The sequence below is a fragment of the Paenibacillus massiliensis subsp. panacisoli DSM 21345 genome, assembly GCF_000426545.1.
GTDB classification, from domain to species: Bacteria; Bacillota; Bacilli; order Paenibacillales; family Paenibacillaceae; genus Paenibacillus; species Paenibacillus panacisoli.
In genome coordinates this window covers 37,116-63,159 of the sequence record NZ_AUFO01000018.1, presented here as the reverse complement: position 1 = coordinate 63,159, position 26,044 = coordinate 37,116, and the positions used below count along the sequence as shown (strand labels likewise).

The following is a 26,044-nucleotide window of genomic DNA, read 5'->3' as shown; positions in this document are numbered from 1 at the left end:
AGAGTGAGGAAGGGGCGAGTTGATTGCTGCGTACGTTAGTTGGGGAGGAGCCCCGTAAGGACGAAGGAGTCCTGCTGGAAGCCATGAACAGCATGAACGAGACGTTGCAGCTGTTGCAGCGGCGGATACACAAGCATGGTGATCCTTCCCATGAGGACCGTAAGACGGATATTCTGACCCGAGGCCTGATATCTTCCCTGGATGAGCTGGAGCAGAGCACCTTCGTCGCTGGTTACTTTCGTTCAAAGGTAAAGGCGGGAGCAGGAGATCAGATGTCTGCAAGTGATCAGCCCGATTATTCGAGGTATGTCTATTTTTACAAAGATGGATTCATACGGGTATTCTCCATGCTCGATAAACTTGGTAATCTGTTAAATGATCTGTACGATCTCAATACAACCCGTGTAAAAGCACATTATTCCTACTACACGGTGCTTCGCCAGTTCAAATATCTGAAGGTACACGGTACACTTGCTAACCGTTTGTTTGATCTGAAGGATGAGTACAGGGCGCCGATGGACCGATTGCGTAAGCGTCGAAATATCGAGGTCCATCATATGAGCCCTGAAATGCAGGATGATCTGTGGCAAAGGCATAGAGCCTTGTTCGGTCCAATCCGACTGGAGGATGTGGATGCACATCTGGAGGATCTGAGGCAGGGTCTGGAGATGGTGTGTCGGAGTGTAACAGTGGCATTCGACTACACCAATGATTTCTTGAGGAGAGCGCAGAAGAACAAAATCCACTAAGCTTAGCTTCAGTAGATGATAACAATGAATTGTTGCAGTCGATGATCGTAATGTAGAGTAGTGTAGTGTAAAGCGATGCAAAAGTGACAGAAGGACCATCGGTAAGATGGTCTTTTTTGGTGTAAAAAACAAATCATATATTGAAGGAAATGGAAATAAAGTGGCGAATTACTTTCTTAGGCTTGTATCCATATCTTGAAGGAGGAGAATAGCAATGCGTAGACGAAAGAGGCAAGGGAAGGTTGGTGTATTGATAATTGTAAGCGCTTTATTAATGTCTTTAGGAATGTTCTCTCCACAGACATCGGCTGCCGGGCTTGAATATCGTTTTGATTTTGGAGCGGGGGCAGTAGAGCCTGGATACGTGGGGGTCAGGGCAGAGGATGGCTATACTGCTAGCAAAGGATACGGCTTTCAGACACCCGAGCATATGCGTAATGTGACGGCCTCGGGTACAGGAGTCAAGTCGGACGCGGTGCAATTCAGACAATTCGGTATCAAGAGCAGCAATACCTTTAATGTGGATCTGCCAACAGGTCTCTATGAGGTAAAAGTTACACTTGGTAATACGAGCAGAGCCAGTGTCGCTGCAGAAGGGGTCTACCAGTTGATGAATCTGACCGGTAATGGAGCAGTCGATCGCTTCCAAATCCCGGTTACTGACGGGCAGTTGAACCTGCTAGTTACGGAGGGAAAAGAGGGGACAGCTTTTACACTGAGTGCGCTCGAAATCGTGCAGCTATCAAGTCAGCCGGCGACGAATCGTACAATCTACATTGGTGGTGATTCGACGGTGTGCAACTATTACCCGTTGGATAGCAGTGCACAGGGCGGCTGGGGACAATTACTGCCAGGATATGTAGATGGAGATGTGTTCCAGGTGCGTAACATGGCCACAGGTGGTCAGATTGCAAGGGGCTTCCGCGATGATGGACAGATGGAGAGTGTTCTACAATATATTAAGCCTGGCGACTACTTCATCCTGCAATTCGGCATTAATGATACGAATGCGAAGCATCAGGTCAGCGAGGCTCAATTCAAGGAAGCGATGCGGGATATGGTAATTCAGGCAAAGGCCAAAGGGGCCCATGTCATATTATCGACACCACAAGGTAGAGCCACAGATTTCAATGCGAATCAGGTACATTCATCCGTGAACAGATGGTACAGAGGGGCTACGCTAGCTTTGGCACAGGAGGAGAATGTAACGCTGGTCGATCTTAATGTGCTCAGCTCAGCCTACTTTACCTCTATTGGACCAGAGGCGACTCTGAATCTCTATATGCCAGGAGATACTCTGCATCCGAACCGTCAGGGAGCTGAGCAGCTAGCTAGACTTGTAGCCGAGGATCTGAGACGGCAGGGGCTGGAGGGGTGGTAAGCCTCTATATGTAACCTCATCATCAATTGGAAATGCATTCCATTACAAATTGAGAATCTATTACAAACAGGATTCATCCATAGCCTTCAGGCGTCACTTTGCTGACTGTCCGGGGGCTTTCATGCGTAACTACAAAAATTGACCTTTGACAAACGTGTGTAAACTATCTATACTGAAAGCTAGTTTCATATATTTTGATTATTTACATGTCGTATTCATTCAGATATTGAGATCTGATTATAATAGCATAATTCTTATCGAGAGTGGTGGAGGGACTGGCCCTTTGAAGCCCGGCAACCGGTTATCCCCGTCGTATAGACGAGCGGGGCGAACGTCATGGTGCTAATTCCAACAATACATCTATGAATAGATTGTATTGGCAGATGAGACAAGTGGTGCAGTTCATGCAAGAGCCCTTATCCTTCTGTGATAAGGGCTCTTCTATTTATGTATATTTCGGGGCAGTTACGGCAGGATAGGGTAAAGGTAAGAAAGGGGGGCACGTCTTTGATTGAAATCAAGCAATTAACGAAGTATTACGGTAAGGGAAATCAAAAAAATATCGCCTTGTCCAATCTGGACTTGACTATAGAAAAGGGTGAAATCTTCGGTGTCATCGGTCACTCCGGTGCAGGCAAGAGTACATTGATTCGATGTGTGAATCTTCTCGAACGCCCAAGCTCAGGAGAGGTATGGGTAGGGGGCGTGAATCTGACGGCGCTTCCCCGCAATCAGCTGCAATTGGCGAGACGTAAGATCAGCATGATCTTCCAGCATTTTAACCTGTTGTCCTCTGCGACGGTCTATGAGAATGTAGCCTTCCCCCTGCGACTGGTTCACACTCCTGCAGCTAAGCTGGATGCCAAAGTGAGAGAACTACTGGTGTTGGTAGGACTGGAGCAGCATAGCTCCAAATATCCAGCTCAGCTATCCGGGGGACAGAAGCAACGGGTAGGAATTGCACGAGCACTAGCAAGTGATCCAGATGTGCTCCTGTGTGACGAGGCAACCTCGGCACTTGACCCGCAGACGACGAATTCTATTCTGAAGCTCCTGCGAGATATTAATCAGCGCTTTAATCTAACTATTATGCTCATTACGCATGAGATGCACGTTATTCAGAGCATTTGCGATCGAGTAGGTGTTATCCATCAGGGTGGGATTGTTGAGCAAGGCCCTGTATCAGAGGTATTCTTGAAGCCGAAGCATCCGGTTACGAGAGATTTCATACTGAGAGAAGCCGATGAGCAGCAAGAGCTTAGTAAGATTCTCCAGGCGGCCCATCAGGATTCAGCCCAGATTGTGAAGATCTCGTTCCTTGGTAGCCAGACCTATGATCCGATCCTCTCTAAGGCTGTGCGTAATACGGGTGTGGACTTTGCGATCCTGCAGGGAACCATCTCTACCTTGAAGGATACGCCTTATGGCCAGCTTATCGTACGCTTTGAGGGTGCTGCTCCTGATATTAGCCGGACAATAGCCGAGCTCACTGCCCAGGGGCTGGATGTGGAGGTCATGCAATGATAGTGGATCTGGATTTTTCCCAGATAAATTGGGAAGAGGTTAGCAAGTCGACGATCGATACCCTGAGAATGTTGGGTGCCTCCGGGCTCTTCACCTTACTTCTAGGGCTTCCCCTGGGCGTAGTGCTATTTCTGACGAGCCGTTCGTCTAATGTCGTTTTGCAGATTGTCTATAATATATTATCCGTCATTGTAAATATTCTGCGCTCCGTACCATTCATCATTCTGATTGTGGCTCTGATTCCGCTGACGCGTCTTATCGTTGGCACGTCTATTGGTGTCGAGGGTACGATTCCACCACTTGTCATAGGAGCCGTGCCGTTCTTTGCCCGTTTGGTGGAGACGTCCTTGCGCGAGGTAGACCGAGGCGTCATTGAGGCGGCCCAATCAATGGGTGCCTCCACGACCCAGATTATTTTCCGAGTCCTGCTACGCGAGGCGCTCCCTGGTCTGGTGGCTGCGCTGACAATTACTATTGTTACGCTTGTATCCTACACCGCGATGTCGGGAATGATTGGTGGTGGCGGGCTGGGTGCCCTAGCCATCAACTATGGATATTACAGGTATAATCTGCCAGTCATGATTGTGGCTGTTGCACTGATGGTTGTCATTGTACAGGTGCTGCAGATGGTCGGTGACCGTCTGGTTCGGCATTACACACGGAAATAAGGAAAACATATATATAGATCCTTATGTCACTATTTTTATTAATCACATTGGAGGGGTACACATGAAAAAATGGTCTCTATTGTTACTGAGCATTACCTTGATGGCGGTTCTCGCAGCTTGCGGCAACAATTCCCAAGGTAATCAGGCGGCAGGCGAAGCTGAGCCGACACCAGGAGGCGCACCGCGTCAAGTTGAGCTGAAGGTAGGAGCAACAGCAGTTCCGCATGCGGAAATTCTGGAAGCTATTAAGCCAAGCCTGGAAGCACAAGGTGTTCGTTTGCAGGTAGTAACTTTTAATGATTATGTACAGCCGAACGTACAAGTATTCGACAAGCAATTGGATGCGAACTTCTTCCAGCACAAGCCTTACCTGGATAGCGAGAACGAGACACGCGGCATGGACCTCGTGCCTGTCGTATCTGTACACGTTGAACCTATGGGTGCCTACTCCCAGAAGCTTACATCCATCGACGAACTGAAGGATGGAGCAATTGTAGGTATTCCTAACGATGCAACGAATGGTGGACGTGCTCTGGTATTGCTTGCTAAACAAGGGCTGATTACGCTCAAAGATAACACGGATGTTGGTTCCACTATTGCTGACATTACGGCTAACCCTAAGAACCTTGATATCAAGGAAGCCGATGCAGCCATTCTGCCGCGTCAATTGCCGGATCTCGACCTGGCCGTTATCAATACGAACTATGCATTGGAAGCTCAATTGAATCCTACACAGGATGCACTGTTCATCGAGGACAAAGAATCTCCTTATGCGAACTTGCTTGTATCCCGTCCGGATAACAAGGATTCCGAGGGAATTCAAGCGCTGGCCAAAGCGCTGCAATCCGATGAAGTTAGAAAATTCATTGAAGACAAGTACCAAGGTGCGATCGTTCCAGCGTTCTAAGTTGGCATCATTGGTCCGAAATAACATCAGCTATTCGTTGTCAGAACAGCCAGCCTCCGCTTCGACGGATGCTGGCTTTTTTTGAGTTAACAGGTGCTCTTCTTGTGGGGAGGTGTTAAATCGAATATACTGTTGCTGTGACCGTTCTCTGTGCAGAGGAGGAAGGATGTTGAGACACAGAATAGCCCTTATAACTGGAAGCGCCAAAGGTCTTGGCCGAATGACGGCTCTTCAGCTGGCTGATCTGGGCTGCGACATCGCACTGAATTATGTACACAGTCAGGCGGAAGCGGAGGAGCTTCAGCAGCAGATCAGAATGAAGGGCGTGCGGTGTATTGCAGTACAGGCGGATATATCGAGGCCTGACCAGATTGAGGAACTTATTAGCCGGGTAGAGCAGGAGCTCGGCGGCGTGGATATCATGGTTAATAATGCAGGACCATTCATTCGTGAACGCCGTTTATTTGCCGAGTATACCCATGTGGAGATTCAATCCTTAATTCAGGGGAACCTGGTAGGAGCCATGCTCCTGGATCACTATGTGCTGCCCCACATGCGTAAGCAGCGTTGGGGAAGAATTATTCACTTTGGCTTCGGACATGCTGGAGAAGCAAGATCGTGGCCGCACAGAGCGGTATATGCGGCAGCCAAGGTAGGACTTGTATCCTTCACGAAGACACTGGCAGTGGAAGAGGCCCCATTTGGCATAACTGTAAATATGATCTGTCCTGGTGATATTCGGGGGGATAATAAAGAAAAGACGATCGCAGAGGTCAGCAGTCTGCCTGATCCAGAGACACCTAGAGGAAGACCCGGCAGCGGGGAGGATGTAGCCCGTGTCATCGCTTATTTGTGCGGGGATGATTCGGATTTTATTACTGGGAACATTATGGACATCTCAGGGGGGCTGGACCCAATCCGACCTTCCATCGGTAAATCTTCAGTGAAGCCGGAGCAAGCTAATATAGTGGATTGATGACTAAGGGTAATAAGGGTCCGTGCTTCGTATGAGAAGCCGAGAGCAACAAAACCAATAGCCCGGGTGGATACATGAACATGCGCAAAAAAAAGAGTCTTGGCTTCAGCTGAAGCCAGGACTCTCTGTCATAAAATATGCAGGGGCATATCTTAGAATACTTGTACCACTTCTTGAACGCCTTCCACTTCTTCGAGAAGGGCACGTTCAATACCTGCTTTCAACGTGATCGTTGAACTCGGGCAGCTGCCGCATGCACCCATCAGCTTCAGCTTCACGATGCCGTCTTCAACATCTACCAGTTCCACGTCACCGCCGTCGCGCTGCAAGAAAGGACGCAATTTGTCCAACACTTCCAGTACTTCATCATACAAGGTGATGCTTTGCGTGTTATCGCTCATTTAGAATTCAACTCCTTTCCTGATACCTATTATTATAGTACAATTCAGGTTAAATTAAAATGGCCTTACGAAAAGCAGGTGAAATGAATTGAGACCAATTATCGAATTTTGCAGCAGTAATATGCATCTGGGTACAGAGGAGGTCATGACTCGTCTGGAAGAGAATCCAGACTATGATGTGATCGAATATGGATGCCTGACCAATTGCGGGCAATGTTATATGGAGCCTTATGCCATGGTCAATGGCGAGATCGTGGCAGCAGATTCGGCTGATGCGCTGTATGAGGCGGTTATTGCCAAGATCAAGGAAGCTGAAGCATGGCTGGAGATTGATTTGGATTAAAAATAAGGGTTCCCGCGCTTGAGCACATCCAAGCGGGGAACCCTTTACTGTGTTAACGAATGTTGTACACCGACCTGATTGTCCCCTAGATGCTATCCGAAATGACGCTTGGATTTCCATAGGACACCGCTCTTGAGCAGACGCGGAATACGTCCGCGGAGAGAAGCTGCTCCCATGAAGCCGTAGCCGAAGCCGGCCTTTTTGCCAAGAGAGCCCAGAGTGCCACGTAATCTAATCGGATGTGGATGCGGAGTGTCTCCCTTCCATAGTGCTCTCACAATATGGGCAATACGCTCACCCTGAGCTTCAGCTGCCTGAGCACTTGGAGAGAAAGGAAGGCTCGCACAATCCCCAACCACGTATACCTCCGGGTGCTGTGGAATCTGATATAGCTCATTCAGCAATATACGCCCTTGCGCATCCTTGGCTACTTGCAGGTCCTGTACAGCCTTGACGGGCTGAATCCCTGCTGTCCACACTACGGCATCGGTTAGCATTTCCGCATCCCGATTGTAGATGGCAGATGGTTCTACGCGGGATACGGCTACATGGGACATGGTATCCACCTGATGCTCTTTGAACCAGGCATGGACATACGTTGACAATCGCTGTGGAAAGGCGGTTAAGACGCGCTCTCCACGGTCCAGGATAGCAATGTTAAGATCAGGGCGACTCTCGCGAAGCTCAGCAGCCAATTCGACGCCACTTAATCCCCCGCCAACAATATGCACCTGACCGTATGGCTTGATTTCGTTCAGGCGTAGATAGGTCTGGCGAGTACTGTTGAAGGATTGGATTGTGGAGGCATAGTCCTTGGCACCGGGTGTGTTGTGGAACCGATCTGTACAGCCTAGCCCAATCACAAGCTGGTCATACTCCAGAGGATCACCGATCATGAAGTGCACGGTCTTGTTCTCCAGGTCAATCGAGGTAACCTCACCGTAGCGGCGAGTAAGCTCGGCATGTGCCGGAAAGGAGACTCTGAGCTCCAGATCAGAGACAGTCCCCGCAGCCAGTGCATAATACTCGGTCTTCAGACCCTGAAAGGGCATGCGATCGACGAGGATGATCTCGATGTCTTTGGGAACGTGCTTATCCAGCAATTCTTTGGCAATGGTGAGGCCGCCGTAGCCGCCCCCCAGAATGACGAATTTCTTCATATCAGGTCAGCCCTTTCTGTGTTGTGCTGTTACTAGGCTTTATCCTTTAGCTCATGTTGGCTCGTGCCTGTTATGGCTTGTGAGTCGATTCATTGCATTCTGTTTATTCTTGCTGTATGTTAATTCAGATTACCCGTGCCAAGCTTTATGATCTCTCCAGTGAACAATGCCTGTTTAACCTGTTAGAAGGTATCTGCTTCAGGCTTATTCGTACACTTCGATCTCGTTGTAGAAGGTATCCCGTTCAACGGGAATGCGTCCTGCACCCTTCACTAGCCAGATCAGCTCTTTGCGAGTCAAGCCTTCAGGAGTCAGTGCGCCAGCAGCGTGACTGATCTTCTCACGAACGATCGTGCCATGCACGTCGGATGCGCCGAAGGATAGAGCCACTTGTGTCAGCTGAGGTCCAATGTTAATGAAGTAAGCCTTGATATGATCGATGTTATCCAGCATCAGACGGCTGATGGCAATTGTCTTAAGATCTTCGTAAGCCGAGTTGCGGCGCATAATGCTGGCATTCTTGCTCTTAGGCTGCATGGACAGCGGTATGAACACCATGAACCCGTTCGTCTCATCCTGTAGCTGGCGAACCTGCAGCATGTGGTTGATGCGATCCTCATAGGATTCTACTGAGCCGTACAGCATCGTCGTATGCGTGCGCATACCCATGTTATGGGCTGTACGGTGTACTTCAAGATAGCGGTCCACATTTGCTTTGTCGACACGCATTTTTTGGCGATACTCATCGCTGAGGATTTCGGCACCACCGCCAGTCAGGGAACGCAGTCCAGCACCTCGCAGCTCATGCAGCACCTCGGAGATGCTGAGTCCACTGATACGTGTGAAGAAGTCAATCTCCGCAGCCGTGTAGGCCTTGAGAGTGACATTCGGATATTTCTCGTGCAGAGCCTTCAGGGAGTCTACATAGTATTGAAAAGGAACATGCGGATTATGTCCACCTACAATGTGGAATTCCCGAACGCCAGGATGGATATGCTGCTCTACATATTCAATCATTTCAGAGCCAGAGAGGGTGTAGGCACCATCATCGCCCTGATCCTTCCGGAAATTACAAAAGGCACAGCGTGCCTCGCATACATTCGTGAAGTATAGACTCATATTCTCAATGAAGTATACTTTCTTGCCGTTCTTGCGCAGGTTAGCTTCATTCGCAAGCTGCCCAAGCGTCAGCAGATCATCCGTTTCATATAAATAAATGCCGTCCTCTAGAGACAGGCGCTGACCCTGCTGTACCTTCTCTACGATCTCCGCCATGCGTTTATCTGTAAAAGGTGTTGTTAATGTGGACATACCAATTTCCTCCTTCAAGTTGCTGGGTGATGCGTGAAGGAATAGCTGGCTTCACGATGCACACAGGATGCCCGCTTTCGTCGGTTAGTCCCGGCTTCACGGTCTCACACAATAAGTGAAAAATGTTACAATGATAAATGTGTCGATTGAGCGACTTCTTGTTGACAAAATTCCGACAGTTCATCTACTGCGTCGTTTCTATTATAAACCTGACGTTGCAGGTGTTCAATACAATTGCTGTGAAAAAGGGTGTTCGGGAGGCAGCTTGCGTTGTGAATGATGACTTGAGGACCTTCTGTATGTGGAGTATACTGAAATAGAACTGAAGAAATAAAGGAGGAAATAGCATGATTACCATTTCAGAATCTGCGGCAGATCGGCTGAAGGAGATGCTGTCTCAGCAGGAGACGCCTAATATGTTCTTGCGTCTTGGTGTGACTCCAGGCGGCTGCACGGGATTTTCTTATGCGATGGGCTTTGACGATCAAGAATCTGATCAGGATATATATATGAATGTACAGGATATGAAGGTTGTTGTAGAGAAGGAGAACCTACGTTACCTGGACGGCCTTGAGATTGACTTCGAGGAATCTGGTATGACGGGCGGATTCACCATCCACAATCCGAATGCTATTGCCACTTGCGGCTGCGGCTCCAGCTTCCGTACTCGTGAAGAAGCCGGTGTCCCTGACAAGGAATGCTAAGGCTCTGAAGCATATGGTTCGGGGTGCAGAACTTAAGACCTTTTTAGCAGACAGTTGTGACTGTTGAGCTATTAAGGTCTTTTTACTATATTCAGGGCCAGAGCCAGCCATACCGCTCCAGAAAAGCTATCAAATTTCAAAGCAGCTTATGGTATAATCAAATCATCTATTCGACAAAACTCTCCAATTTAGAACAGGTGAACCCCTTCCTGCCGCTTTTTTGCTGGTGGTCTTTTTTATTTAAATCTAGCGAAAAGGACAGTGCTCTTCTCTGGAATGACTAACTAGTCAGATCTTGAGTATCTCTGCTAGGGAAGATTCGACCAGGCTTGTCACTTCGGTAAGAGGAACTTGTCGTAAGCAGCAGACCGAGAAGGGGAAATAAACTTGAGAAAATACATAGATCTCTTGCTGGCTAACATACGTACTCAAATGGATGACTGGTTCGATCTCTCTCAAGCTATCGAGCATGAAGAAGTGCGTCGATTCCTTCATTCGGTCAAGGGCACCGCAGGCACATTGCAGATGTCAGATCTATCCGAGCTGTCCAGCTCGTTGCTGGAGCAACTAGAGCCCATCTCCGATTATGTATGGACGCCTCACGAGCTACGTACCTTCCTAATGCCTATCATTAAGACTACCTACACCACTGGACATAGCCAGGAGCTTGAGATGAAGCATCCGATGCCTACAAGAGCAGAGATTCCCTCCGAGCAGCCGCTCGTCCTCATTTTGGATGATGACGCTGCTCTGCTTCAATTTTTGAAGGAAGAATTGGAGTCGAGGGGGTTCTTTGTCATCGCTACGGTCAATCCAAATCAAGCGATTCACTACTTCCATGATTTATGGCCAGACTGTCTGATTCTGGACCTGATTATTCCCGAAAAAAACGGATTCGAGGTTATTGCTACCCTGAAGGATCGGATCAGCAAGGGCTTCATTCCGACAACGATCATCAGCACAGATACCAGAAAAGAGAGCCGACTTAGGGCGTTTGAGATGGGAGCAGATGATTTTCTCAATAAACCACTAGATATGGATGAGCTGCTGGCGCGCTTGAATCGGCAAATGCGGAAGAAGAAGCAAATCGACAACCTGTTATTTATGGACGAACTAACAGGAGTTATGAACAGGAAATACCTGGATGAAGCATATATGCGGTTATGCCGTGAACGCAATCGTCTGAATTCCAACTTCTCTTTAGCGGTCATTGATCTGGACTATTTCAAAAAGGTGAATGATCAGCATGGACATCTTGTTGGCGACAAGGTGCTGCTTGGATTCACCTCGTACATGAAGGAGAATATCCGCACGGCAGATATTTTGATACGGTTTGGTGGTGAGGAATTCGTACTATTATTGCCGCAGACCAGTGCTGACGAAGCCAAGCAGGTTCTTGAACGACTGCTCAGTGAATTCTCGACTCTGGAGCTGGGGGCGCCTGATGCAAGTCTGCGGATGACGTTCTCGGCTGGCGTAGTGGAAGTGCTGGATGCTGATCCACAGCAGTGTCGCGAGTGGCTGAGCATCGCTGATCTGGCATTGTACGAAGCCAAGGAGCGTGGTCGCAATAGGGTGGAGGTTGGCTATACGGGTATGGTCAAGGAGACATACTCCCGTAAATTGAACATTGCGATTATTGATGACGATGCCATCATTCGCGCGCTGCTGCTGGAATCCCTGCAGGAGTCGATGGGTGGGATCATGCCGGTAGAGGTGAGGGCTTATCGCGATGGCGAAATGTTTTTTGCGGACCCTTGGCATGCTCAATCGTCTCCGTTCCTGGTCGTCCTGGATGGTGTCATGCCGAAGATGGATGGTCTGGAGGTGCTGGAGCGTATTCGAATGTTGCCGAGGTCCAGTATGTATTCTGTCATTATGCTTACGGGTCGCAAAGAGGAGAACGATATTGTACGTGCCTTGCAGCTTGGTGCAGATGATTATCTGACTAAGCCATTTCATATCGGCGAGCTAGAGGCCCGGATGAAGCGGCTGCTTGCCCGCATGAATCTGGCCATCAAAAGTTAAACATAAGTCTGAGGGGGAACAAATGTTGAAAAGGTTATTGCTTGCAGAGGATGAACCTGTGCTGCGTATGCTAGTGGCGGATACGCTTGAAGATGAAGGATACGAGCTGGATGTCGCGTGTGATGGAGAGGAAGCTTTGGAGCGGATTACTTCGACAAGCTACGATCTGGTCATTTTGGATTATATGATGCCTAAATTAACAGGGCTGGATGTCATCACGAAAGTCCGAGCTATGCCAGACAGACAGCATACTCGAATTCTGATGCTATCAGCCAAGAACCAGCATCGGGAGCAGGACCGGGTAAAGATGGCGGGAGCCAATGATTTCATGTCCAAGCCCTTCAGTCCACTGGAATTGGTTCGCAAGGTGGAGGAAATGCTTGTATGAGCAAGTGGGTCATTCCATTCCGCAGAAATTTAATGATGCGCTTCATGGGTATGATGCTGACTGTTCTGGTGCTATTTTTTATCGGTGCAGGGGCTCTGTACTTGAACGAGCAGCGGGAGCAAGAAGAATTTCGGAAGACCGATGAGGTGCTGGTAGCCAAGCAGGAGATTCTGGATGAGCTGTCGCATCATTTTACTGGTGTTTTTTTTCGTGCTCGCGGGTACTTTATGCTTCAGAATGAAGAAGAGTATAAGAAGATGTTTGAAGAAAAGGCTGCAGTGGAACGAAATATAGCTGATTATAAGAAATACCAGGCTAGCGCAAGGGAAATTCAGGTGATGGATAATCTGGATTCGCTATTGAAGGATTTCTTTACCCGGGCTTTGCCTATGGCTACGGAGCTATCTCAGAACGGGGATTATGGGGAGTTGCGCAATTTATCCCAGCAAGGTGCCACGATGCAAATGAATCATCTTCTTGAGGAGCTAAGCTCATTAAATGCTGAATATCGCACTCGTGGACAAGAAAAACAGACACAGGTTATGGAGCGTCTTCAAGCTCAAAATGTCCAATACATCGTATATGTGCTCTTCATCATGTTCTTGTTGTTCCTGATGATGATCAAGACCGCTCGGGATTTGGGCATGCCTATGATTCGGCTGGCGGGCAGTGCCAAAGCCTTCACGCTTGGTGGTGTGGATAAGGTCAACTACACAGATCGCCCAGATGAGATTGGCGTGCTGGCCCGCTCTTTGCAATCCATGATGATCCAGATTCAAGCGAAGGAAGAGGAGCTTGTCGCCCAGAATGAGGAGCTGCAGGCACAGCAGGATGAGCTTCAGATGCAGCAGGAGGAGCTTACCGAGGCCCTCGTCAAAATGGAGGAAAAGGAGCATAGCCTTCAAAAGCATAATCAATTCATACGCTCCATCTCGACAACACTCGACCGACAAGAGCTGCTTCAGAGCATTATTACACATATGGCAGCCATCATGAAAGCTGATAAAGGCATATTGCTGCTCCCGGGTGCACAGACAGATTATGCCTCATTTGGTCTGTCCGAGCACTCGATTATCCAGTTTGTAACAAATTATAGAGAGGGTATCTTGCCACGACTGGAAGAGACCAAGGTCCCTTATAGCATTCATCGTCAAGCAAGCGACGCAGAGAAAGGATACCATCTGGGTCAACTGTCGGCGAGCGATATTTTTGTGCCCGTTCTCCATTCAAATGGTGAAATTATTGCGATATTGGCATTGACACGCTTTTCACGAGAATTTACCTCCAAAGAGGAGGAGGAGACGCAGTCCTTTGCCCAGCAAATTTCACTCTCCTTGGAGAAATTGGCTATCTATGAGGATGCCGAGAGTCATCGGAAGCTGACCCAGGATATTCTGGATACAATTGATGTTGGGGTCCAGCTTCTGGATCGGCATGGAACGACTATTCAAGTGAATTCAAGCTGGAAGCGAATGATGAAGCTCGAACACGATGATAATCCCGAGGTTCATTTGACATTGGAGGAAATGGAGACCAAGCTGTCCCCACTGTTAGCGGATGCTACTCCTCTTCGCCAGTACCTAACAGATCTTATGGATGGTCGCTCTGCTGAGCAGCAACGGATCATATATGAAATGGCTATGCCGGATCGGAGAATGATCGAGATGTACAGCAAGCCGCTATTCACGGGAAGTAATCATGCAGGGACGCTGCTGGTACACCGTGATATTACGAAGGAGTACGAGGCGGATGAAATGAAATCCGAATTCGTCAGCACCGTCAGCCATGAGTTGAGAACCCCGCTGGCTAGTGTGCTCGGCTTTGCTGAGCTTCTGCTGCACAAGGAGTTGACCGCTGAGCGTCAGAAGAAATATATCCGAACCATTCATCAGGAGGCTCACCGACTGACGTCGTTAATCAATGATTTTCTGGATCTGCAGCGAATGGAATCGGGCGGACAGACCTACCATTTCAGCCGGGTCAGCTTGGCCGAATTGATTGAAGAGACGATAGATATGCAGCGGGTGCAGGCAACCAAGCATACCTTCGTCTTCGATAACTTGGCTGGAGAGGTGACGGTGAAGGCTGATTCGGATAAAATCAAACAGGTGCTCATGAACGTAGTCGGAAATGCGGTCAAGTATTCACCTTCAGGTGGCAAGGTGGGTATTACTTTAGGTATCGAGGACTCGTATCTGCGAGTAGATATTTCGGATGAAGGGCTTGGCATCCCAGCAGAAGCTATTCCACAGCTGTTCCAAAAATTTTATCGTGTAGACAATACAGATCGCCGTCAGATTGGTGGGACTGGATTGGGCCTCGCCATTGTAAAAGAGATTATGCAGCATCATGGTGGCGACGTACAAGTAACATCCACTTATGGCCAAGGCAGTACCTTCTCGCTGCTGCTGCCTTTTGTGAATGAGGGCTATAGGGAATCAGAGTTGCAGACTGGCCAAGCATCCAGAACCATCTTTATTGTCGAGGATGATGCGAGTCTGTCCAACCTGCTGGCTGAGGAGCTGACCGGAAGCGGCTACCAGGTCGTACAATTCACAAGTGGAGAGAAAGCATTTGAGGCTATGCTGAAACAGCCTCCTACTGCGGTAGTACTGGATCTTGTTCTTACTCATGGTATGAGTGGCTGGACAGTGATTGAGAAGATGAAGCAAACGGATGCGCTCAAGCATGTGCCGATTCTAATCTCTAGCGCATTTGAGGAAAAAGAGCGTGCCCTGGATATTGGAGCCCGGGGGTATCTTGTGAAGCCCTACTTACCCCACAAGCTGTCTATGGCGCTTCTGCAGATCATTAATGATCATCAGCATGCCAGAGGCTCGATTTTTGTTCCGGGTCCCATTCCCAATAACGAATAACCTGGACACTGGACATGGTACGCTAGCTTGTCATCCGGGGCTTTCAGGAGCGTTGACTCACAGACATCCACACAGGAGGATCAAAAATTGAACATTGTGATTTCTCAGCAAATTAAGGCTACAGGTGTGAATGAGTATACGAAGGTCTTACGCACGTTTGAATCAGAAGCCATTCCTCATATCGGACATAAAATTATGGATGCCGCCTTTGGTGATATGCTGTATTACGAAGTAGAAGACGTCATGCTTGATTACTCCGTCGCTGAATGCTGGGTTGTGCTTCCATCGGTTACGATCCATACTAGTGATGTGGAGGATTTACGTGATGCTGCTCGTGAGTACGAGTCCCATGGCTGGGCCTGCACTAAGCGTGTGTAGCCAATTTGGCATCAGAAATGTAATAATTGTCTAAATATTTTCCCGCATGATTGAAAATTATGAAAATTTTACAGGATGCGTGGAAACAGTTGATCACAAGCAGTAGATATAAATAAGAAAGAAGGATATACTGTAGTATAGATAACACGTGCCAGCATTCTGCAATATTCGATCCCAGTCGCCTGACTGACTGTGTCCGAACAACCTTTCACAGCGCCATAGAAAATGTCACGCAGGATCTGATGAAAAGGGGGCATTACATTGAAAGTGAAATTGCATTTTACGAACAAAGGGAAATCAGCGGTTGAGAAATTCACTAACGATGAATTGCTTGAAATTTTCGCAAGATACAGCAATACGCTGACGAAAAAGTATGATGTCTCGGTAGTGGTGCCCGAGGAGGACAACCCCAACATTGTTGAGGAAGGGGCCATTCAGCTGCAGCTGGAGCAGGTTCAATGTGATCCTGACGTCTTCCTGAAGGAGCTCGGAAGAGATATCAAGGTTCCGCTGGTGAAGCGACTAGGTGCAAAGCTGGATCAAGTCTTCAAGCCGGAGTTTATTGAGCAGTAGTAAAGTACTGAAGCACTCCGCACAAGCTCTATAGAACGTACGAAATAGCCCTGTTGACGGTGATCGTCAGCAGGGCTATTTCTGTGTGTGCTCTTGCACTATTTTGTGCGCGCATCTTGCGCTATGTAGTATCACAGATTTTAGCAAGGTAATCATGCTTCATCATTCATCTGCTATACTCTGATTCAGTTCGCTCGCTGCTCGCCAGGAATGGCTAGCTCCATCGTAGTCGTCTCCCCGACCTTGGCCATTCCACTCGCAGTGGCATAGCCATATTCAAGGCCTCCTCCAGGCAAGGCACGGAAGTATACCATCCGTCCAGACATCTCCGGGCGTTCTGCGCCAATGTAGGAGCTAGTCAAGCTGTATGGAATTGAAGCAAAGGGAGCGGCCCCAGACTGTCCGGCACGTACTTGGGCCGTGCCTTTTTTGTACTTCACTCCATTGATAACCTGATAATAGCTCATGACATCATTTTGTATTGAAATGAAGCGGTCGGATCGTCCTTCTTGGAAAAATACCAGCGAGCGATTACCAGTAGGTGCCTTCTCCAGCTCAATGAGCGTATCAACCAATGGCAGGGACAGCGCGGTTGCTCGGGCAGTGGCCAGCGAAGGCAAGGCCAGATTAGCAAGCTCCTGCTCTGTAGCTGAGGCGACGTAGACCACCTGGTTCGATGAGCTGTAGCCAACAGAGGCTCCTGAGGATTCTGCGATAAAGCGTAGTGGTACCATCACGTAGTTGTTGCGCAGCATCACAGGCTGACTAAGCGTCACCTGCTTGCCGTTCAGTGTAGCTGATGTTGCACCAAGCCGGAGCGTAATGCTTCCCTTTGATGTTGTTAACGATGCGGTCTTACTGCTGTTATCCCAACTCACCTCATGTCCAAGGGAGCGAACAACGTTCAGGGGAACCAGAGTTGTACCTTCATAAATGATTACGGATGCTCCGGAGGGGAGCTCTACAATCTTGTTGTTCACTGATACCTGTAATGCACCAGTATGGATCGGGGATGGTCCTGTGACCTGCAGCGCGGATGCTGCATGAGATACCGAAACGAACAGTGCGCCGGATAATGCGGCCGCCAGAACCAGTGATACCCATTTCTTCATCAATTCTCATCCCTCCTCTGGATGGTCGAACCAGTCGTGTATTGTGGTGACTTCTCAGACTTTCTTACTACATACCCGGATGGTGAGGCTTATGAATCAGAACTAGCTTACAAGCTACGCAGCTTTGCCAGATCGAAGGCGGGTACAAGTCCTTCAGCGGAAGCTCGTCCAAGCAATGCTTCAATAGCAGCGTATCCATCTTCTCCAAGCTCGGCCGTGAACTCGTTCACGTATAGAGCAATATGGGATTCTGCTACGTCTGGAGACATCTCCTGTGCGTGGGAGAGAATATAGTCCCGCGAGGCTTCCGGGTGCTTCCAGGCGTAGTCTACAGATTGACGAATCCATTGTGAGATCTGAGCGAGTGGAAGCGTTCGACGAGCTATAATGGCTCCAAGCGGAATGGGCAATCCTGTATCCGCTTCCCACCAATTCCCGAGGTCTACCAGCATATGCAGTCCATAATTGGTGTAGGTGAATCTGGCTTCATGAATGACCAGCCCAGCATCAATACTGCCTTCCTGAACGGCTGGCATAATTCGATCGAAAGGCATCACAATGATCTCTCCCACGCCCCCTGGAACATGCTTGGCCGCCCAGAGTCGGAAGAGCAGATAGGCTGTGGAGCGTTCGCTGGGAACAGCCACTCGCTTGCCGGACAATTCTTCTGGTGAAATGGCTCCCGTACGTGTGAGTACCAGGGGGCCACAGCCACGTCCCAATGCGCCGCCACAAGGCAGCAAAGCGTATTCATCCAGCACCCAGGGCAGGGCAGCATAGGAAATCTTCATGACCTCCAGTCCATCTGGTGTAACTGCAAGGTTGTTGGTAATATCAATATCGGCGTATGTAACTTCCAACGGCGGTGCGTCTGGCAGTAGGCCATGAGCCCAGGCGTGGAAGACAAAGGTATCATTTGGACAAGGTGAAAAAGCAATCTGCATTACATGACCTCCGTTAATGTGCGGAATGCGAGCTCCAGCGAGTGAAGTGCCTCCTGAATTCGCCATGCTTCGCGGTTACGCGGTCCTACGGCGTTGGAAATGCTGCGTATTTCATAGCAGGGTAGCCCAAAGGTTCGAGCGGCTATGCCGACCCCGTATCCCTCCATAGCCTCGGCAGCGGCGCCTGGCACTCGCTTGCGCAGCTCGCATGCCTGCTTCTCACTACCTGTGGCTGTATTGACGGTGAGTATGGGGCCCCCGCAAGCCGGAATGGTAGCAGCCTGGAGTAAGTCCACCCATTGCTGAGCAATGGCAGGGTCTACCTCTAGCCTGCTGTTTCCGAAGCCTAGCTCCTCCACACTACTGAACCCATCCGGTGTCTCAGCTCCTAGGTCGGCAGCAATGATCTCGGTTGCTACCACGATAGATTCGATCGTTGCAACCTCACTGAACCCACCTCCGATTCCAGCACTGATCACCATCGCATAGGACTCCTTCGCAAGTAGGGCAGCAGTGAGTGCTGCGGCTGAGGCGGTACCTACCCCAGCAAGCGACACGACAAAGCGAGGGTCATCTCCGACACCTCTAAGCACAGCGGCACGCTCAGCCTCCACTGCGGTCATGATCAACACACGGCCTGCTGTGTCAGACCTCGTATGTATTCTGGCTTTTGTCATTTGTATCTTCCCTTCCGTGTAAACCAATACAAGCATTCTACACCTTTTCAGAAGAAGGTTCAAAAAATCATATAATGAAATGACAAAAAGCGCCATAATTGGCGCCGGGAGTATGCATACATATAATGGCTAATTCATTGAGAGATAATGGCTAATTCATCGAGAGCTTAGATGGGCTTGTCTTACATGACAGCCTGGAACATCGTGGAGCCTCGCTCGTAATGACTCGTTGTATGATCAGGATTGGCGATGCGAATGACTTGATCCGAGAACATCTCGATGCAGCCACGGCCAATCTCGCAATATACGCCTGTTGCATCCTCCTGCCAGACCGAGACGGGTGTCTGTGAGAGGGCTGCAGTGAAGAAGTCGAGATTCTTTTGCAGTATGAACGTTTTCCTTTTGGAATCCATTTTGATTTATCCTCCTGATTTTAGCAGACTTGCATCGAGCATTGTGCCTGAAATTAGGTATAATAAAGGTAATATTTCTGTTGTGTCTTCCAGCGTGTTATCACGTATCCAAGCCTCCTGATCAGTTGACCGAAGAAATGGTACGATACATGGATGGAAGGTATGCCGACGGACGTAATGACTTTACCTTATCGTACAGCAGATGTAAAGATTAAATCTTATTTTACATGGATTTTACATTCCCATAACATTCGGCAGATGCTTGACCAGTTCAGCGGGTAGTACAATAGTAATGTACAAAGTTTCAACATTATTAGACACTTTTTGATTGTACACAGGAGGCCCTATGCTTAATGAATCGATGATGCTTAATGAACGTCAGCTTATAGACAAATCCGGCTCCTCTCGGTACTTTAACCGTGATCTGAGCTGGATTGAATTTAATCGCCGGGTGCTTCAGGAGGCACAGGATGAGGAGACCCCACTGCTCGAACGGGCCAAGTTCCTTGCCATCGTCTCCAGCAATCTGGATGAATTTATGGGTGTTCGCGTCGCTGAGACGTTAGAAAAGATTAAGGCCGGCTTCATGCAAAAGGATTTTACCGGTTATGCCCCACAAGGCCTATATAAACGACTGATGAAGAGAGCCAGTTCCATGGTCTCTGACCAATACAAGACCTACCGTGAGGTGTCACGTCAACTGGTCAAAAAAGGGCTGCGTTTTCTGGAATATGAGGATCTGAGCCCGACCCAACGCAAGGCACTGGATGCTTACTATCATGATATTGTATTTCCGGTCCTGACGCCGATGGCTGTCGATCAGAGCCGTCCTTTCCCGCTCGTTCATAATAAATACGTGTATCTGGCGGTAGTTCTGAAGCGTAACGTTGCCATGCCCAAGGGCAAGCTCAAAAAATCCGAGCCCAAAGAGGCTGCTACGGATGATAATCTCTATTTTGCCATCGTTCAGGTACCCTCCAATATACCGCGACTAGTGCCGATTCCTGGGCGGGCGAATAGCAAACGCAAGTCATTCATTTTCCTTGAGGAACTCATTAAGAATCATATCCATACGTTATTCGGGGGTTACACGCCAGAGGCAGTTCATGGGTTCAGGGTTACACGGAATGCTGATCTGTTCATTAATGAAGAGGAAGCTGAAGATTTGCTGGAGGAGATCGAGAAGGAGCTTCGTCGCCGTCGCCGCGGGGCGCCTGTACGTCTGGAGGTGGAGCAAGGAATCCATCCTTATGCGCTTGAGGAGCTTCAATATGCCTTCCAGCTGAATGATCATGTCTTTGAGATTGACGGCCCGCTGGATTTGAGCTTCCTGTCCTCGTTCGCTGAAGGCTTGGAAGGTCATTCACACCTGCGCTTTCCACCTATCAAGCCTGTCTATCCTCAAGAGCTTGAGCTCAGGGAGGAGTTCTTCGAGATTCTGCGGAACCGGGATGTGCTGTTGTACCATCCATATGAATCCTTCGATGCTGTGACGGATTTTGTCATTGAAGCCTCGGAGGACCCGAATGTCATGGCGATCAAGATGACCTTATATCGGGTAAATGGGGAATCCAAGCTTATTCCGGCCTTGGCACATGCCGCTGAGTCCGGCAAGCAGGTGACTGTAGTGGTCGAGCTGAAGGCGAGATTCGATGAGGAACGTAACATTGCCTGGGCCCGCAAGCTGGAGAAGGCTGGCTGTCATGTCGTCTATGGACTGGTTGGACTCAAGACCCATGCGAAGATCATCCTCGTCGTACGACATGAGCAGAACGCCCTCAAGCGATATGTGCATGTCGGTACAGGCAATTACAACGCGAGCACGGCTCGTCTGTATACAGATATTGGACTATTCACCTCAGAGGAATCTGTCGGGGAGGATGCGTCTACACTGTTCAATGAGATCACGGGCTTCTCAACCCCGAATGAGCTTAAGGCCTTTACGGTAGCTCCGACAGGCATGAAGGACCGACTATTCGAGCTGATTCGTCGTGAGGCGCGTCATGCGGCAGCTGGCAAATCCGCCTACATCCAGGCGAAGGTCAATTCCTTATCCAATCAGGAAATGATTGATGAGCTGTATGCAGCTTCTCAGGCTGGAGTGAAGATTGAGCTGATCGTACGCGGAGTATGCTGCCTGCGTCCAGGTATTCCGGGGCTTAGCGAGAATATTCGCGTCATTAGCATCGTAGATCGATTCCTGGAGCACTCACGGCTGTTCTTCTTCGAGAATGGGGGGGAGCAGGAGGTGTATCTCTCTAGCGCGGACTGGATGACCCGCAACCTGACCAGACGGATCGAGCTCATGTGTCCAGTTAACGATAATACATTGAAGCAATCGGTCATTCGAATATTGCAGCTGCAGCTAAAAGACAATGTCAAAGCGAGGGAACTGCTGCCGAATGGAAGCTACGCTTATGTACCTCATAGCGAGCCATCCATTCGCAGCCAGTTCGAATCCATGAATATTAAGAGTTGGAAACGGACTGTACGGACCAAGTAATTTGCAGGTTCCATACCTTCTGCACATCTTTGGCCTTATTCTCCAGTTCGTTGAGCTCAAGTACGGGGGTGCCTTTGCAGAGTAGTGCTAAATGCAGCGTCTGTTCTTGCAGGGAGGCCTCCATCTGCTGAATCGTTCCACTCTCACTGCAATCGAGGGCAATGGCAAGCTGTAGAAGCGAGCCTGTCCTATGGACCCATGCTGTATCGGTATGCCGCACGATATCACGATGGTTATCAAGCAGCTGCTCTGTGCGGAGCTTCGGATGATAATCCGCAAGTGCTGCGGCTAGCACCGTCTCCCGATGTGAGAGACCACCAAGTCCGCCGCGCATGATATGGTAGGCGCTATGCTGGCTGTACTGGTAATAGTTCAGTGTAGCGCCGCTCTTGTACAGCATGGCTGCTGTACGAAGAATACGTTCATCGGATGGAAGGTTATCAACCTGTAGTAGTCTACATAGTTGCCGAGTATGGCTGAGTACCCGATCCAGATGCTCCTTTCTAGCCGGACTGCTGGAAGCCAGCGCATTCTGAATACTAGCATCAAGTGGATCTGCTACAAGTGGCTGCTGTGGATTTCTCATCTGATGAAACAGACCATCTCGTAGTCCAGCCCCGCTGATCATAAAGGATGCTCCCTTGGCAGCGGAGAAGATGGTGTACAAAATAATAAGTCCCGATACAATGATGTCGGCTCTGTCCTTGGACAGGCCGGCTATTTTTTTGCGCTGACTGTAGCTCATCTTTGGCAGCCGTTGGTACATCTCATTAATCTCTTCGACGCTCATCTCATAATGATGCAGGATTGGCAGGGAATAGTTCCGTTGCTTCTGACTGATCTTGGCCAACGTTCGTGCCGTACCTCCCAGGCCAACGAAGGGGAGTCCTAGATTCTCGGTAATCCAGGGATGCTCGGCTAACGCTGAACGGACAACGGCCTGAAGTGCTTCAATACGCGTATCGTCCCAGCTATCCTGTTCGCTATTTGTTCCGAAGCGGCTGTTCATATTCACAGCTCCAAAAGGAAAAGACACCGTCTGCAGACGCTCACGTCTGCTGAACAAGGTAATTTCCGTACTGCCTCCCCCAATGTCAATGAGGATTCCATCCAGCACATTCATCGTATTGGCTACACCAAGAAAACCCATGGTTCCTTCTTCCTCGCCAGACAGAACCTCCAGCTCCAGACCCGTCTCCTCAGCAATCCACGAGATGATCTCCTCTGTGTTCGCGGCATTGCGGATCGCTGCGGTAGCTGTAGCACGGATTCGCGTAGCATTGAATACCTCGCACACCTGCCGGAATTGCCGAAGAATGGGTGCTATGCCCGCAATCGCTTCTCGCTCCATTCTACCTTCCGGCCCAATCTTGGCACTGAGGCGTGCCGATTCCTTGCATTCTTGTATTACACGGTATTCACCGTTTGTAGTGAATTCATATATCACCAGTCTGATAGAGTTGGATCCGATGTCCATAATGCCTACAGTCTCATACATTAGAGCTAATCTCCTTAGTCAGTGGTATTCTCCCAATCCAAATATATAGAGATATTGTATCAATGATGAGAGTGACACGCTACCCACTCATGAATTCCACGGTAAAACAGGCCCTCGCCTCGGACAAACATCCAAGAGGTGAGGCTACCATTTGAGTACAGTGTTAATATATCCGTCCGAGAAAGGAGACATCAATGTGCCAAGACAATTAGCTAGCAAACTGCTAAAAACGGAAGCGCTGCTGCGAAGTGCCGAGGTAGCAGCCCATATACCGGAGACCAGCGAATACTCTGCTACTAATCTTCGATTCATGCTGGACCGCTATCAGATGGTGTTCATCAAGCCTGTAAGAGGTGGAGGCGGGAGTGGTGTTATTCGGGTACTTCGTACAGCTGAAGGGTATGCCTTTAACCGAATGGAGCGTACGCACAGATTCAGAGATTTTGAGAAGATGATAGCGAAGCTTGAGGGCGTCAAGTTGAAGCGTCCTTACTTGATTCAGCAAGGCATTCGACTGGCGACGATCGGAAGTAGACCTGTGGACTACCGATTGAAGATGGTCAAGAATGGTGACCTCTGGGAGCTACGGGCCCTAGTTGGCCGGGTAGCTAAGCCAGGCCTTGTCGTAACCAACCTTTGCAAGGGAGGAACGATGCTACAGGGACGCGATGCATTGAAGCGTTCGCTAGGTGCGAAGGCTGTATCTCCGAAACGTAAGGAAATGAGAGCCTTGACTGCATTATGTATTTCCATTCTGGAAGAGCAGTTCCCTGGTATTGGTGAGCTTGGCTTCGACTACGGCATTGACCGTGACAAGCGCATCTGGCTACTTGAGGTTAACACTAGGCCACAATAAATCACCTTTCGCGGTGTGTCTCCCAACCTACTAGTAGAGTGCAAATTTATTTTTTGGAGGCTTTATATAGAGTAGGAGCCTGTGCATAAATATTATCCACATTATCCACTGCAATGCATAAGGGATCTAGACACTTACCAACAAATTACACACAGGATTTCCACAGGTGGTTGTGGATATCAGGAACACTTGTTCTGTCGATGTTAATTTGCTAGAATGGTCATAAGGAAAAAAAAGGAAAGGTGTGTCTTGGATGGGAATGCTGACGGATGAAATGCTGCTGGAATCCTATCACATGGCAATTAAGCTGAAGCTGGATCGTGATTTTATCACATTGCTTCTGGCAGAGATTCAGAAGAGAAAGCTGGTTGTGGATGACACGACTCTTCTGCATTAATTACCATCCAGGCAGACGCTGCCTCGGAGTTGTACATCTGGGCCGGATGCTGGTATAGGAGCCTTCCAAAGCCGTTCTTCTGCCGTTGCCAACAAGATATGATTCCTGACACAAAAGGGTGCTTTACTTCCGTGAAAAAATACGGGAGTAAAGCACCCTTTATTCTCATATGCTACATGGAGAGCTATAGCTTCATATTACTGCTGTGTCCCGGAGACAATTTAGCTTCGGGATCAATATATACCTTCGCATTGTTGACGGCTGTAGGCGCTTCTCCAAAGCCTACGGCAATCAGCTTCAGCTTGCCAGGGTAGGTAGTAATATCGCCGGCTGCGAAGATGCCAGGGATATTTGTCTGCTGTCTTGAATCGACTACGATCGAATTGTTCTCAATCTCGATTCCCCATTCCGAAATAGGCCCCAGTGAAGATACAAAGCCGAAGTTCACGATCACATCATCTACTTCAATCGTCTGCGTCTCCTTGGTCTTGACGTGAGCCAGTGTGACAGAGGTGATCTGATCTTCCCCTTCCAGGCTAACAATCTCAGTAGGAGTAATGACCTTCACCTTGGATGCCATCAGATTCTCGACACTGTGCTCATGAGCACGGAACTTGTCACGGCGATGAATGAGAGTGACTTCCTCTGCGATTGGCTCCAGCATCAGGGCCCAGTCTACAGCAGAGTCGCCGCCGCCGCTGATCAGTACCTTTTTGCCAGCGAATTTGCTCAGATCGCTTACGAAATAATGCAGATTCGTCTTCTCGAATTTGGCTGCCTCTGGAAGCTCCAGACGACGAGGCTCGAATGCACCAACACCTGCTGTGATGATGACGGCTCGTCCTTCATATTCTGCGGTATCAGTCGTCACTACGAAATGACGCTCATCCTTCTTCACGACAGAGACGACCTTCTCCTCTAGTCGTACATTGGGGTTGAAATGATTCATCTGCTGCACCAGATTGTTCACGAGCTCCTGGGCGGTAACTTTCGGGAAGCCTGCTACATCATATATATATTTTTCTGGATAAAGTGCTGCAAGCTGTCCCCCGAGTTGGGGCATACTTTCAATGAGAGTAACAGAGGCCTGCCGCATTCCACCATAGAATGCAGCAAAAATCCCTGCTGGACCGCCTCCGATAATAATTAGATCACTTATATGTTCACCTGTTGGTGTAGCCAAATTCATAACACCTCCGCTGTAATTATGAACCATTCATGGACAGGGAATCAGGCCACAATCCGTATGATTCAACTGACTATCATTATAAACGCAC

25 protein-coding genes and 1 riboswitch are annotated in these 26,044 nt (G+C 49.0%); of the genes, 16 read left to right on the top strand and 9 right to left on the bottom strand.

The genetic code is table 11. From position 1 onward, the window contains the following. The first annotated feature begins 23 nt into the window (after positions 1-23). The 6 genes from K331_RS0115280 (at position 24) to K331_RS0115255 (ending at position 6,205) form a co-directional block, all read left to right on the top strand. Positions 24-749, top strand: coding sequence for a Cthe_2314 family HEPN domain-containing protein (locus K331_RS0115280; protein ID WP_018885611.1), 726 nt, complete (start codon positions 24-26; stop codon positions 747-749). Positions 750-1,023: 274 nt separating this feature from the next. Then, positions 1,024-2,130 carry a rhamnogalacturonan acetylesterase gene (locus tag K331_RS0115275; RefSeq protein WP_051289861.1) on the top strand — a complete coding sequence of 369 codons (1,107 nt, stop codon included), beginning with the start codon at positions 1,024-1,026 and terminating at the stop codon, positions 2,128-2,130. A 251-nt stretch (positions 2,131-2,381) separates the two neighbouring features. Continuing rightward, positions 2,382-2,520: riboswitch (SAM riboswitch) on the top strand. A gap of 117 nt (positions 2,521-2,637) precedes the next feature. Continuing rightward, positions 2,638-3,654, top strand: a complete 1,017-nt coding sequence (locus K331_RS0115270) for a methionine ABC transporter ATP-binding protein (protein ID WP_018885609.1) — start codon at positions 2,638-2,640, stop codon at positions 3,652-3,654. After that, entirely contained in the window at positions 3,654-4,322 is a 669-nt protein-coding gene (locus tag K331_RS0115265) for a methionine ABC transporter permease (protein ID WP_025680200.1), read from the top strand. Before K331_RS0115270 ends, K331_RS0115265 begins: the two co-directional genes overlap by 1 nt. Positions 4,323-4,383: 61 nt before the next feature. Beyond that, the gene (locus K331_RS0115260) at positions 4,384-5,229 is read left to right on the top strand and encodes a MetQ/NlpA family ABC transporter substrate-binding protein (RefSeq protein ID WP_018885607.1); all 846 of its coding nucleotides are present in this window, start codon (positions 4,384-4,386) and stop codon (positions 5,227-5,229) included. 169 nt (positions 5,230-5,398) lie between these two features. Beyond that, positions 5,399-6,205: an SDR family oxidoreductase gene (locus K331_RS0115255; protein WP_018885606.1), complete on the top strand. Its 807-nt coding sequence runs from the start codon at positions 5,399-5,401 to the stop codon at positions 6,203-6,205. Between the two features lie 152 nt (positions 6,206-6,357). Here K331_RS0115255 and K331_RS0115250 read toward each other — a convergent pair whose 3' ends face one another. Continuing rightward, positions 6,358-6,606, bottom strand: a complete 249-nt coding sequence (locus K331_RS0115250; protein ID WP_018885605.1) for a NifU family protein — start codon at positions 6,604-6,606, stop codon at positions 6,358-6,360. A gap of 88 nt (positions 6,607-6,694) precedes the next feature. Here K331_RS0115250 and K331_RS0115245 point away from each other — a divergent pair, with 88 nt between their 5' ends. Continuing rightward, positions 6,695-6,949, top strand: coding sequence for a YuzB family protein (locus tag K331_RS0115245; protein WP_028590977.1), 255 nt, complete (start codon positions 6,695-6,697; stop codon positions 6,947-6,949). 92 nt (positions 6,950-7,041) lie between these two features. Here the strand turns inward: K331_RS0115245 and K331_RS0115240 are convergent, their stop codons facing one another. Together K331_RS0115240 and mqnE are read right to left on the bottom strand one after the other, a co-directional pair. Then, a complete protein-coding gene (locus K331_RS0115240; RefSeq protein WP_018885603.1) occupies positions 7,042-8,109 on the bottom strand; it encodes an NAD(P)/FAD-dependent oxidoreductase in 1,068 nt (355 codons plus the stop codon). A 204-nt stretch (positions 8,110-8,313) separates the two neighbouring features. After that, positions 8,314-9,420, bottom strand: coding sequence for an aminofutalosine synthase MqnE (mqnE, locus tag K331_RS0115235; RefSeq protein ID WP_025680197.1), 1,107 nt, complete (start codon positions 9,418-9,420; stop codon positions 8,314-8,316). Between the two features lie 347 nt (positions 9,421-9,767). Between mqnE and K331_RS0115230 the strand changes: the two genes are divergently transcribed. The 6 genes from K331_RS0115230 to K331_RS0115205 all read left to right on the top strand — a co-directional run bounded on the left by K331_RS0115230 (position 9,768) and on the right by K331_RS0115205 (position 16,367). Further along, complete coding sequence (locus K331_RS0115230; RefSeq protein ID WP_028590976.1) at positions 9,768-10,124, top strand: HesB/IscA family protein; 357 nt, start codon at positions 9,768-9,770, stop codon at positions 10,122-10,124. Between the two features lie 387 nt (positions 10,125-10,511). Beyond that, positions 10,512-12,152 (top strand): GGDEF domain-containing response regulator, encoded by a 1,641-nt coding sequence (locus K331_RS0115225; protein WP_028590975.1) that lies wholly within the window; start codon positions 10,512-10,514, stop codon positions 12,150-12,152. 25 nt (positions 12,153-12,177) lie between these two features. Then, complete coding sequence (locus tag K331_RS0115220) at positions 12,178-12,540, top strand: response regulator transcription factor (RefSeq protein WP_028590974.1); 363 nt, start codon at positions 12,178-12,180, stop codon at positions 12,538-12,540. After that, positions 12,537-15,416: an ATP-binding protein gene (locus tag K331_RS0115215; RefSeq protein ID WP_028590973.1), complete on the top strand. Its 2,880-nt coding sequence runs from the start codon at positions 12,537-12,539 to the stop codon at positions 15,414-15,416. Before K331_RS0115220 ends, K331_RS0115215 begins: the two co-directional genes overlap by 4 nt. 96 nt (positions 15,417-15,512) lie before the next feature. Next, positions 15,513-15,794, top strand: coding sequence for a hypothetical protein (locus K331_RS0115210; RefSeq protein WP_226383612.1), 282 nt, complete (start codon positions 15,513-15,515; stop codon positions 15,792-15,794). A 261-nt stretch (positions 15,795-16,055) separates the two neighbouring features. Beyond that, a complete protein-coding gene (locus K331_RS0115205; protein ID WP_018885595.1) occupies positions 16,056-16,367 on the top strand; it encodes a hypothetical protein in 312 nt (103 codons plus the stop codon). Between the two features lie 185 nt (positions 16,368-16,552). Here K331_RS0115205 and K331_RS0115200 read toward each other — a convergent pair whose 3' ends face one another. The 4 genes from K331_RS0115200 to K331_RS0115185 form a co-directional block, all read right to left on the bottom strand. Continuing rightward, positions 16,553-17,479, bottom strand: coding sequence for a copper amine oxidase N-terminal domain-containing protein (locus tag K331_RS0115200; protein WP_028590971.1), 927 nt, complete (start codon positions 17,477-17,479; stop codon positions 16,553-16,555). Positions 17,480-17,586: 107 nt separating this feature from the next. Then, complete coding sequence (locus K331_RS0115195; protein ID WP_028590970.1) at positions 17,587-18,423, bottom strand: 1,4-dihydroxy-6-naphthoate synthase; 837 nt, start codon at positions 18,421-18,423, stop codon at positions 17,587-17,589. Continuing rightward, positions 18,423-19,100 (bottom strand): futalosine hydrolase, encoded by a 678-nt coding sequence (locus tag K331_RS0115190; RefSeq protein WP_036635023.1) that lies wholly within the window; start codon positions 19,098-19,100, stop codon positions 18,423-18,425. The genes K331_RS0115195 and K331_RS0115190 overlap by 1 nt, the downstream gene beginning before the upstream one ends. Positions 19,101-19,282: 182 nt before the next feature. Further along, positions 19,283-19,513 carry a hypothetical protein gene (locus K331_RS0115185; protein ID WP_028590968.1) on the bottom strand — a complete coding sequence of 77 codons (231 nt, stop codon included), beginning with the start codon at positions 19,511-19,513 and terminating at the stop codon, positions 19,283-19,285. A gap of 364 nt (positions 19,514-19,877) precedes the next feature. On the opposite strand from K331_RS0115185, the gene ppk1 reads away from it, so the two are divergent. After that, positions 19,878-22,016: a polyphosphate kinase 1 gene (gene ppk1, locus K331_RS0115180; protein ID WP_028590967.1), complete on the top strand. Its 2,139-nt coding sequence runs from the start codon at positions 19,878-19,880 to the stop codon at positions 22,014-22,016. On the opposite strand, the gene K331_RS0115175 is transcribed toward ppk1, so the two are convergent. Beyond that, the gene (locus K331_RS0115175; RefSeq protein ID WP_028590966.1) at positions 21,982-23,514 is read right to left on the bottom strand and encodes a Ppx/GppA family phosphatase; all 1,533 of its coding nucleotides are present in this window, start codon (positions 23,512-23,514) and stop codon (positions 21,982-21,984) included. The two genes, ppk1 and K331_RS0115175, sit on opposite strands and share 35 nt — an antisense overlap. 196 nt (positions 23,515-23,710) lie before the next feature. Here K331_RS0115175 and K331_RS0115170 point away from each other — a divergent pair, with 196 nt between their 5' ends. Both K331_RS0115170 and sda read left to right on the top strand, forming a co-directional pair. Further along, positions 23,711-24,370 carry a YheC/YheD family protein gene (locus K331_RS0115170; RefSeq protein WP_028590965.1) on the top strand — a complete coding sequence of 220 codons (660 nt, stop codon included), beginning with the start codon at positions 23,711-23,713 and terminating at the stop codon, positions 24,368-24,370. A 253-nt stretch (positions 24,371-24,623) separates the two neighbouring features. Further along, positions 24,624-24,767 carry a sporulation histidine kinase inhibitor Sda gene (gene sda / locus K331_RS0115165; protein WP_018885587.1) on the top strand — a complete coding sequence of 48 codons (144 nt, stop codon included), beginning with the start codon at positions 24,624-24,626 and terminating at the stop codon, positions 24,765-24,767. A gap of 184 nt (positions 24,768-24,951) precedes the next feature. On the opposite strand, the gene K331_RS0115160 is transcribed toward sda, so the two are convergent. After that, a complete protein-coding gene (locus K331_RS0115160) occupies positions 24,952-25,956 on the bottom strand; it encodes an NAD(P)/FAD-dependent oxidoreductase (RefSeq protein WP_018885586.1) in 1,005 nt (334 codons plus the stop codon). Positions 25,957-26,044 lie beyond the last annotated feature (88 nt).

Excerpts from the sequence above, each read along its gene's own strand:
- K331_RS0115275 (WP_051289861.1), top strand. The coding sequence starts at position 1,024 with ATGTCTTTAGGAATGTTCTCTCCACAGACATCGGCTGCCGGGCTTGAA.
- K331_RS0115260 (WP_018885607.1), top strand. The coding sequence starts at position 4,384 with ATGAAAAAATGGTCTCTATTGTTACTGAGCATTACCTTGATGGCGGTT.
- K331_RS0115250 (WP_018885605.1), bottom strand. The coding sequence starts at position 6,606 with ATGAGCGATAACACGCAAAGCATCACCTTGTATGATGAAGTACTGGAA.
- K331_RS0115240 (WP_018885603.1), bottom strand. The coding sequence starts at position 8,109 with ATGAAGAAATTCGTCATTCTGGGGGGCGGCTACGGCGGCCTCACCATT.
- mqnE (WP_025680197.1), bottom strand. The coding sequence starts at position 9,420 with ATGTCCACATTAACAACACCTTTTACAGATAAACGCATGGCGGAGATC.
- K331_RS0115230 (WP_028590976.1), top strand. The coding sequence starts at position 9,768 with ATGATTACCATTTCAGAATCTGCGGCAGATCGGCTGAAGGAGATGCTG.
- K331_RS0115215 (WP_028590973.1), top strand. The coding sequence starts at position 12,537 with ATGAGCAAGTGGGTCATTCCATTCCGCAGAAATTTAATGATGCGCTTC.
- K331_RS0115200 (WP_028590971.1), bottom strand. The coding sequence starts at position 17,479 with ATGAAGAAATGGGTATCACTGGTTCTGGCGGCCGCATTATCCGGCGCA.
- K331_RS0115195 (WP_028590970.1), bottom strand. The coding sequence starts at position 18,423 with ATGCAGATTGCTTTTTCACCTTGTCCAAATGATACCTTTGTCTTCCAC.
- K331_RS0115190 (WP_036635023.1), bottom strand. The coding sequence starts at position 19,100 with ATGACAAAAGCCAGAATACATACGAGGTCTGACACAGCAGGCCGTGTG.
- K331_RS0115185 (WP_028590968.1), bottom strand. The coding sequence starts at position 19,513 with ATGGATTCCAAAAGGAAAACGTTCATACTGCAAAAGAATCTCGACTTC.
- ppk1 (WP_028590967.1), top strand. The coding sequence starts at position 19,878 with ATGCTTAATGAACGTCAGCTTATAGACAAATCCGGCTCCTCTCGGTAC.
- K331_RS0115175 (WP_028590966.1), bottom strand. The coding sequence starts at position 23,514 with ATGTATGAGACTGTAGGCATTATGGACATCGGATCCAACTCTATCAGA.
- sda (WP_018885587.1), top strand. The coding sequence starts at position 24,624 with ATGGGAATGCTGACGGATGAAATGCTGCTGGAATCCTATCACATGGCA.
- K331_RS0115160 (WP_018885586.1), bottom strand. The coding sequence starts at position 25,956 with ATGAATTTGGCTACACCAACAGGTGAACATATAAGTGATCTAATTATT.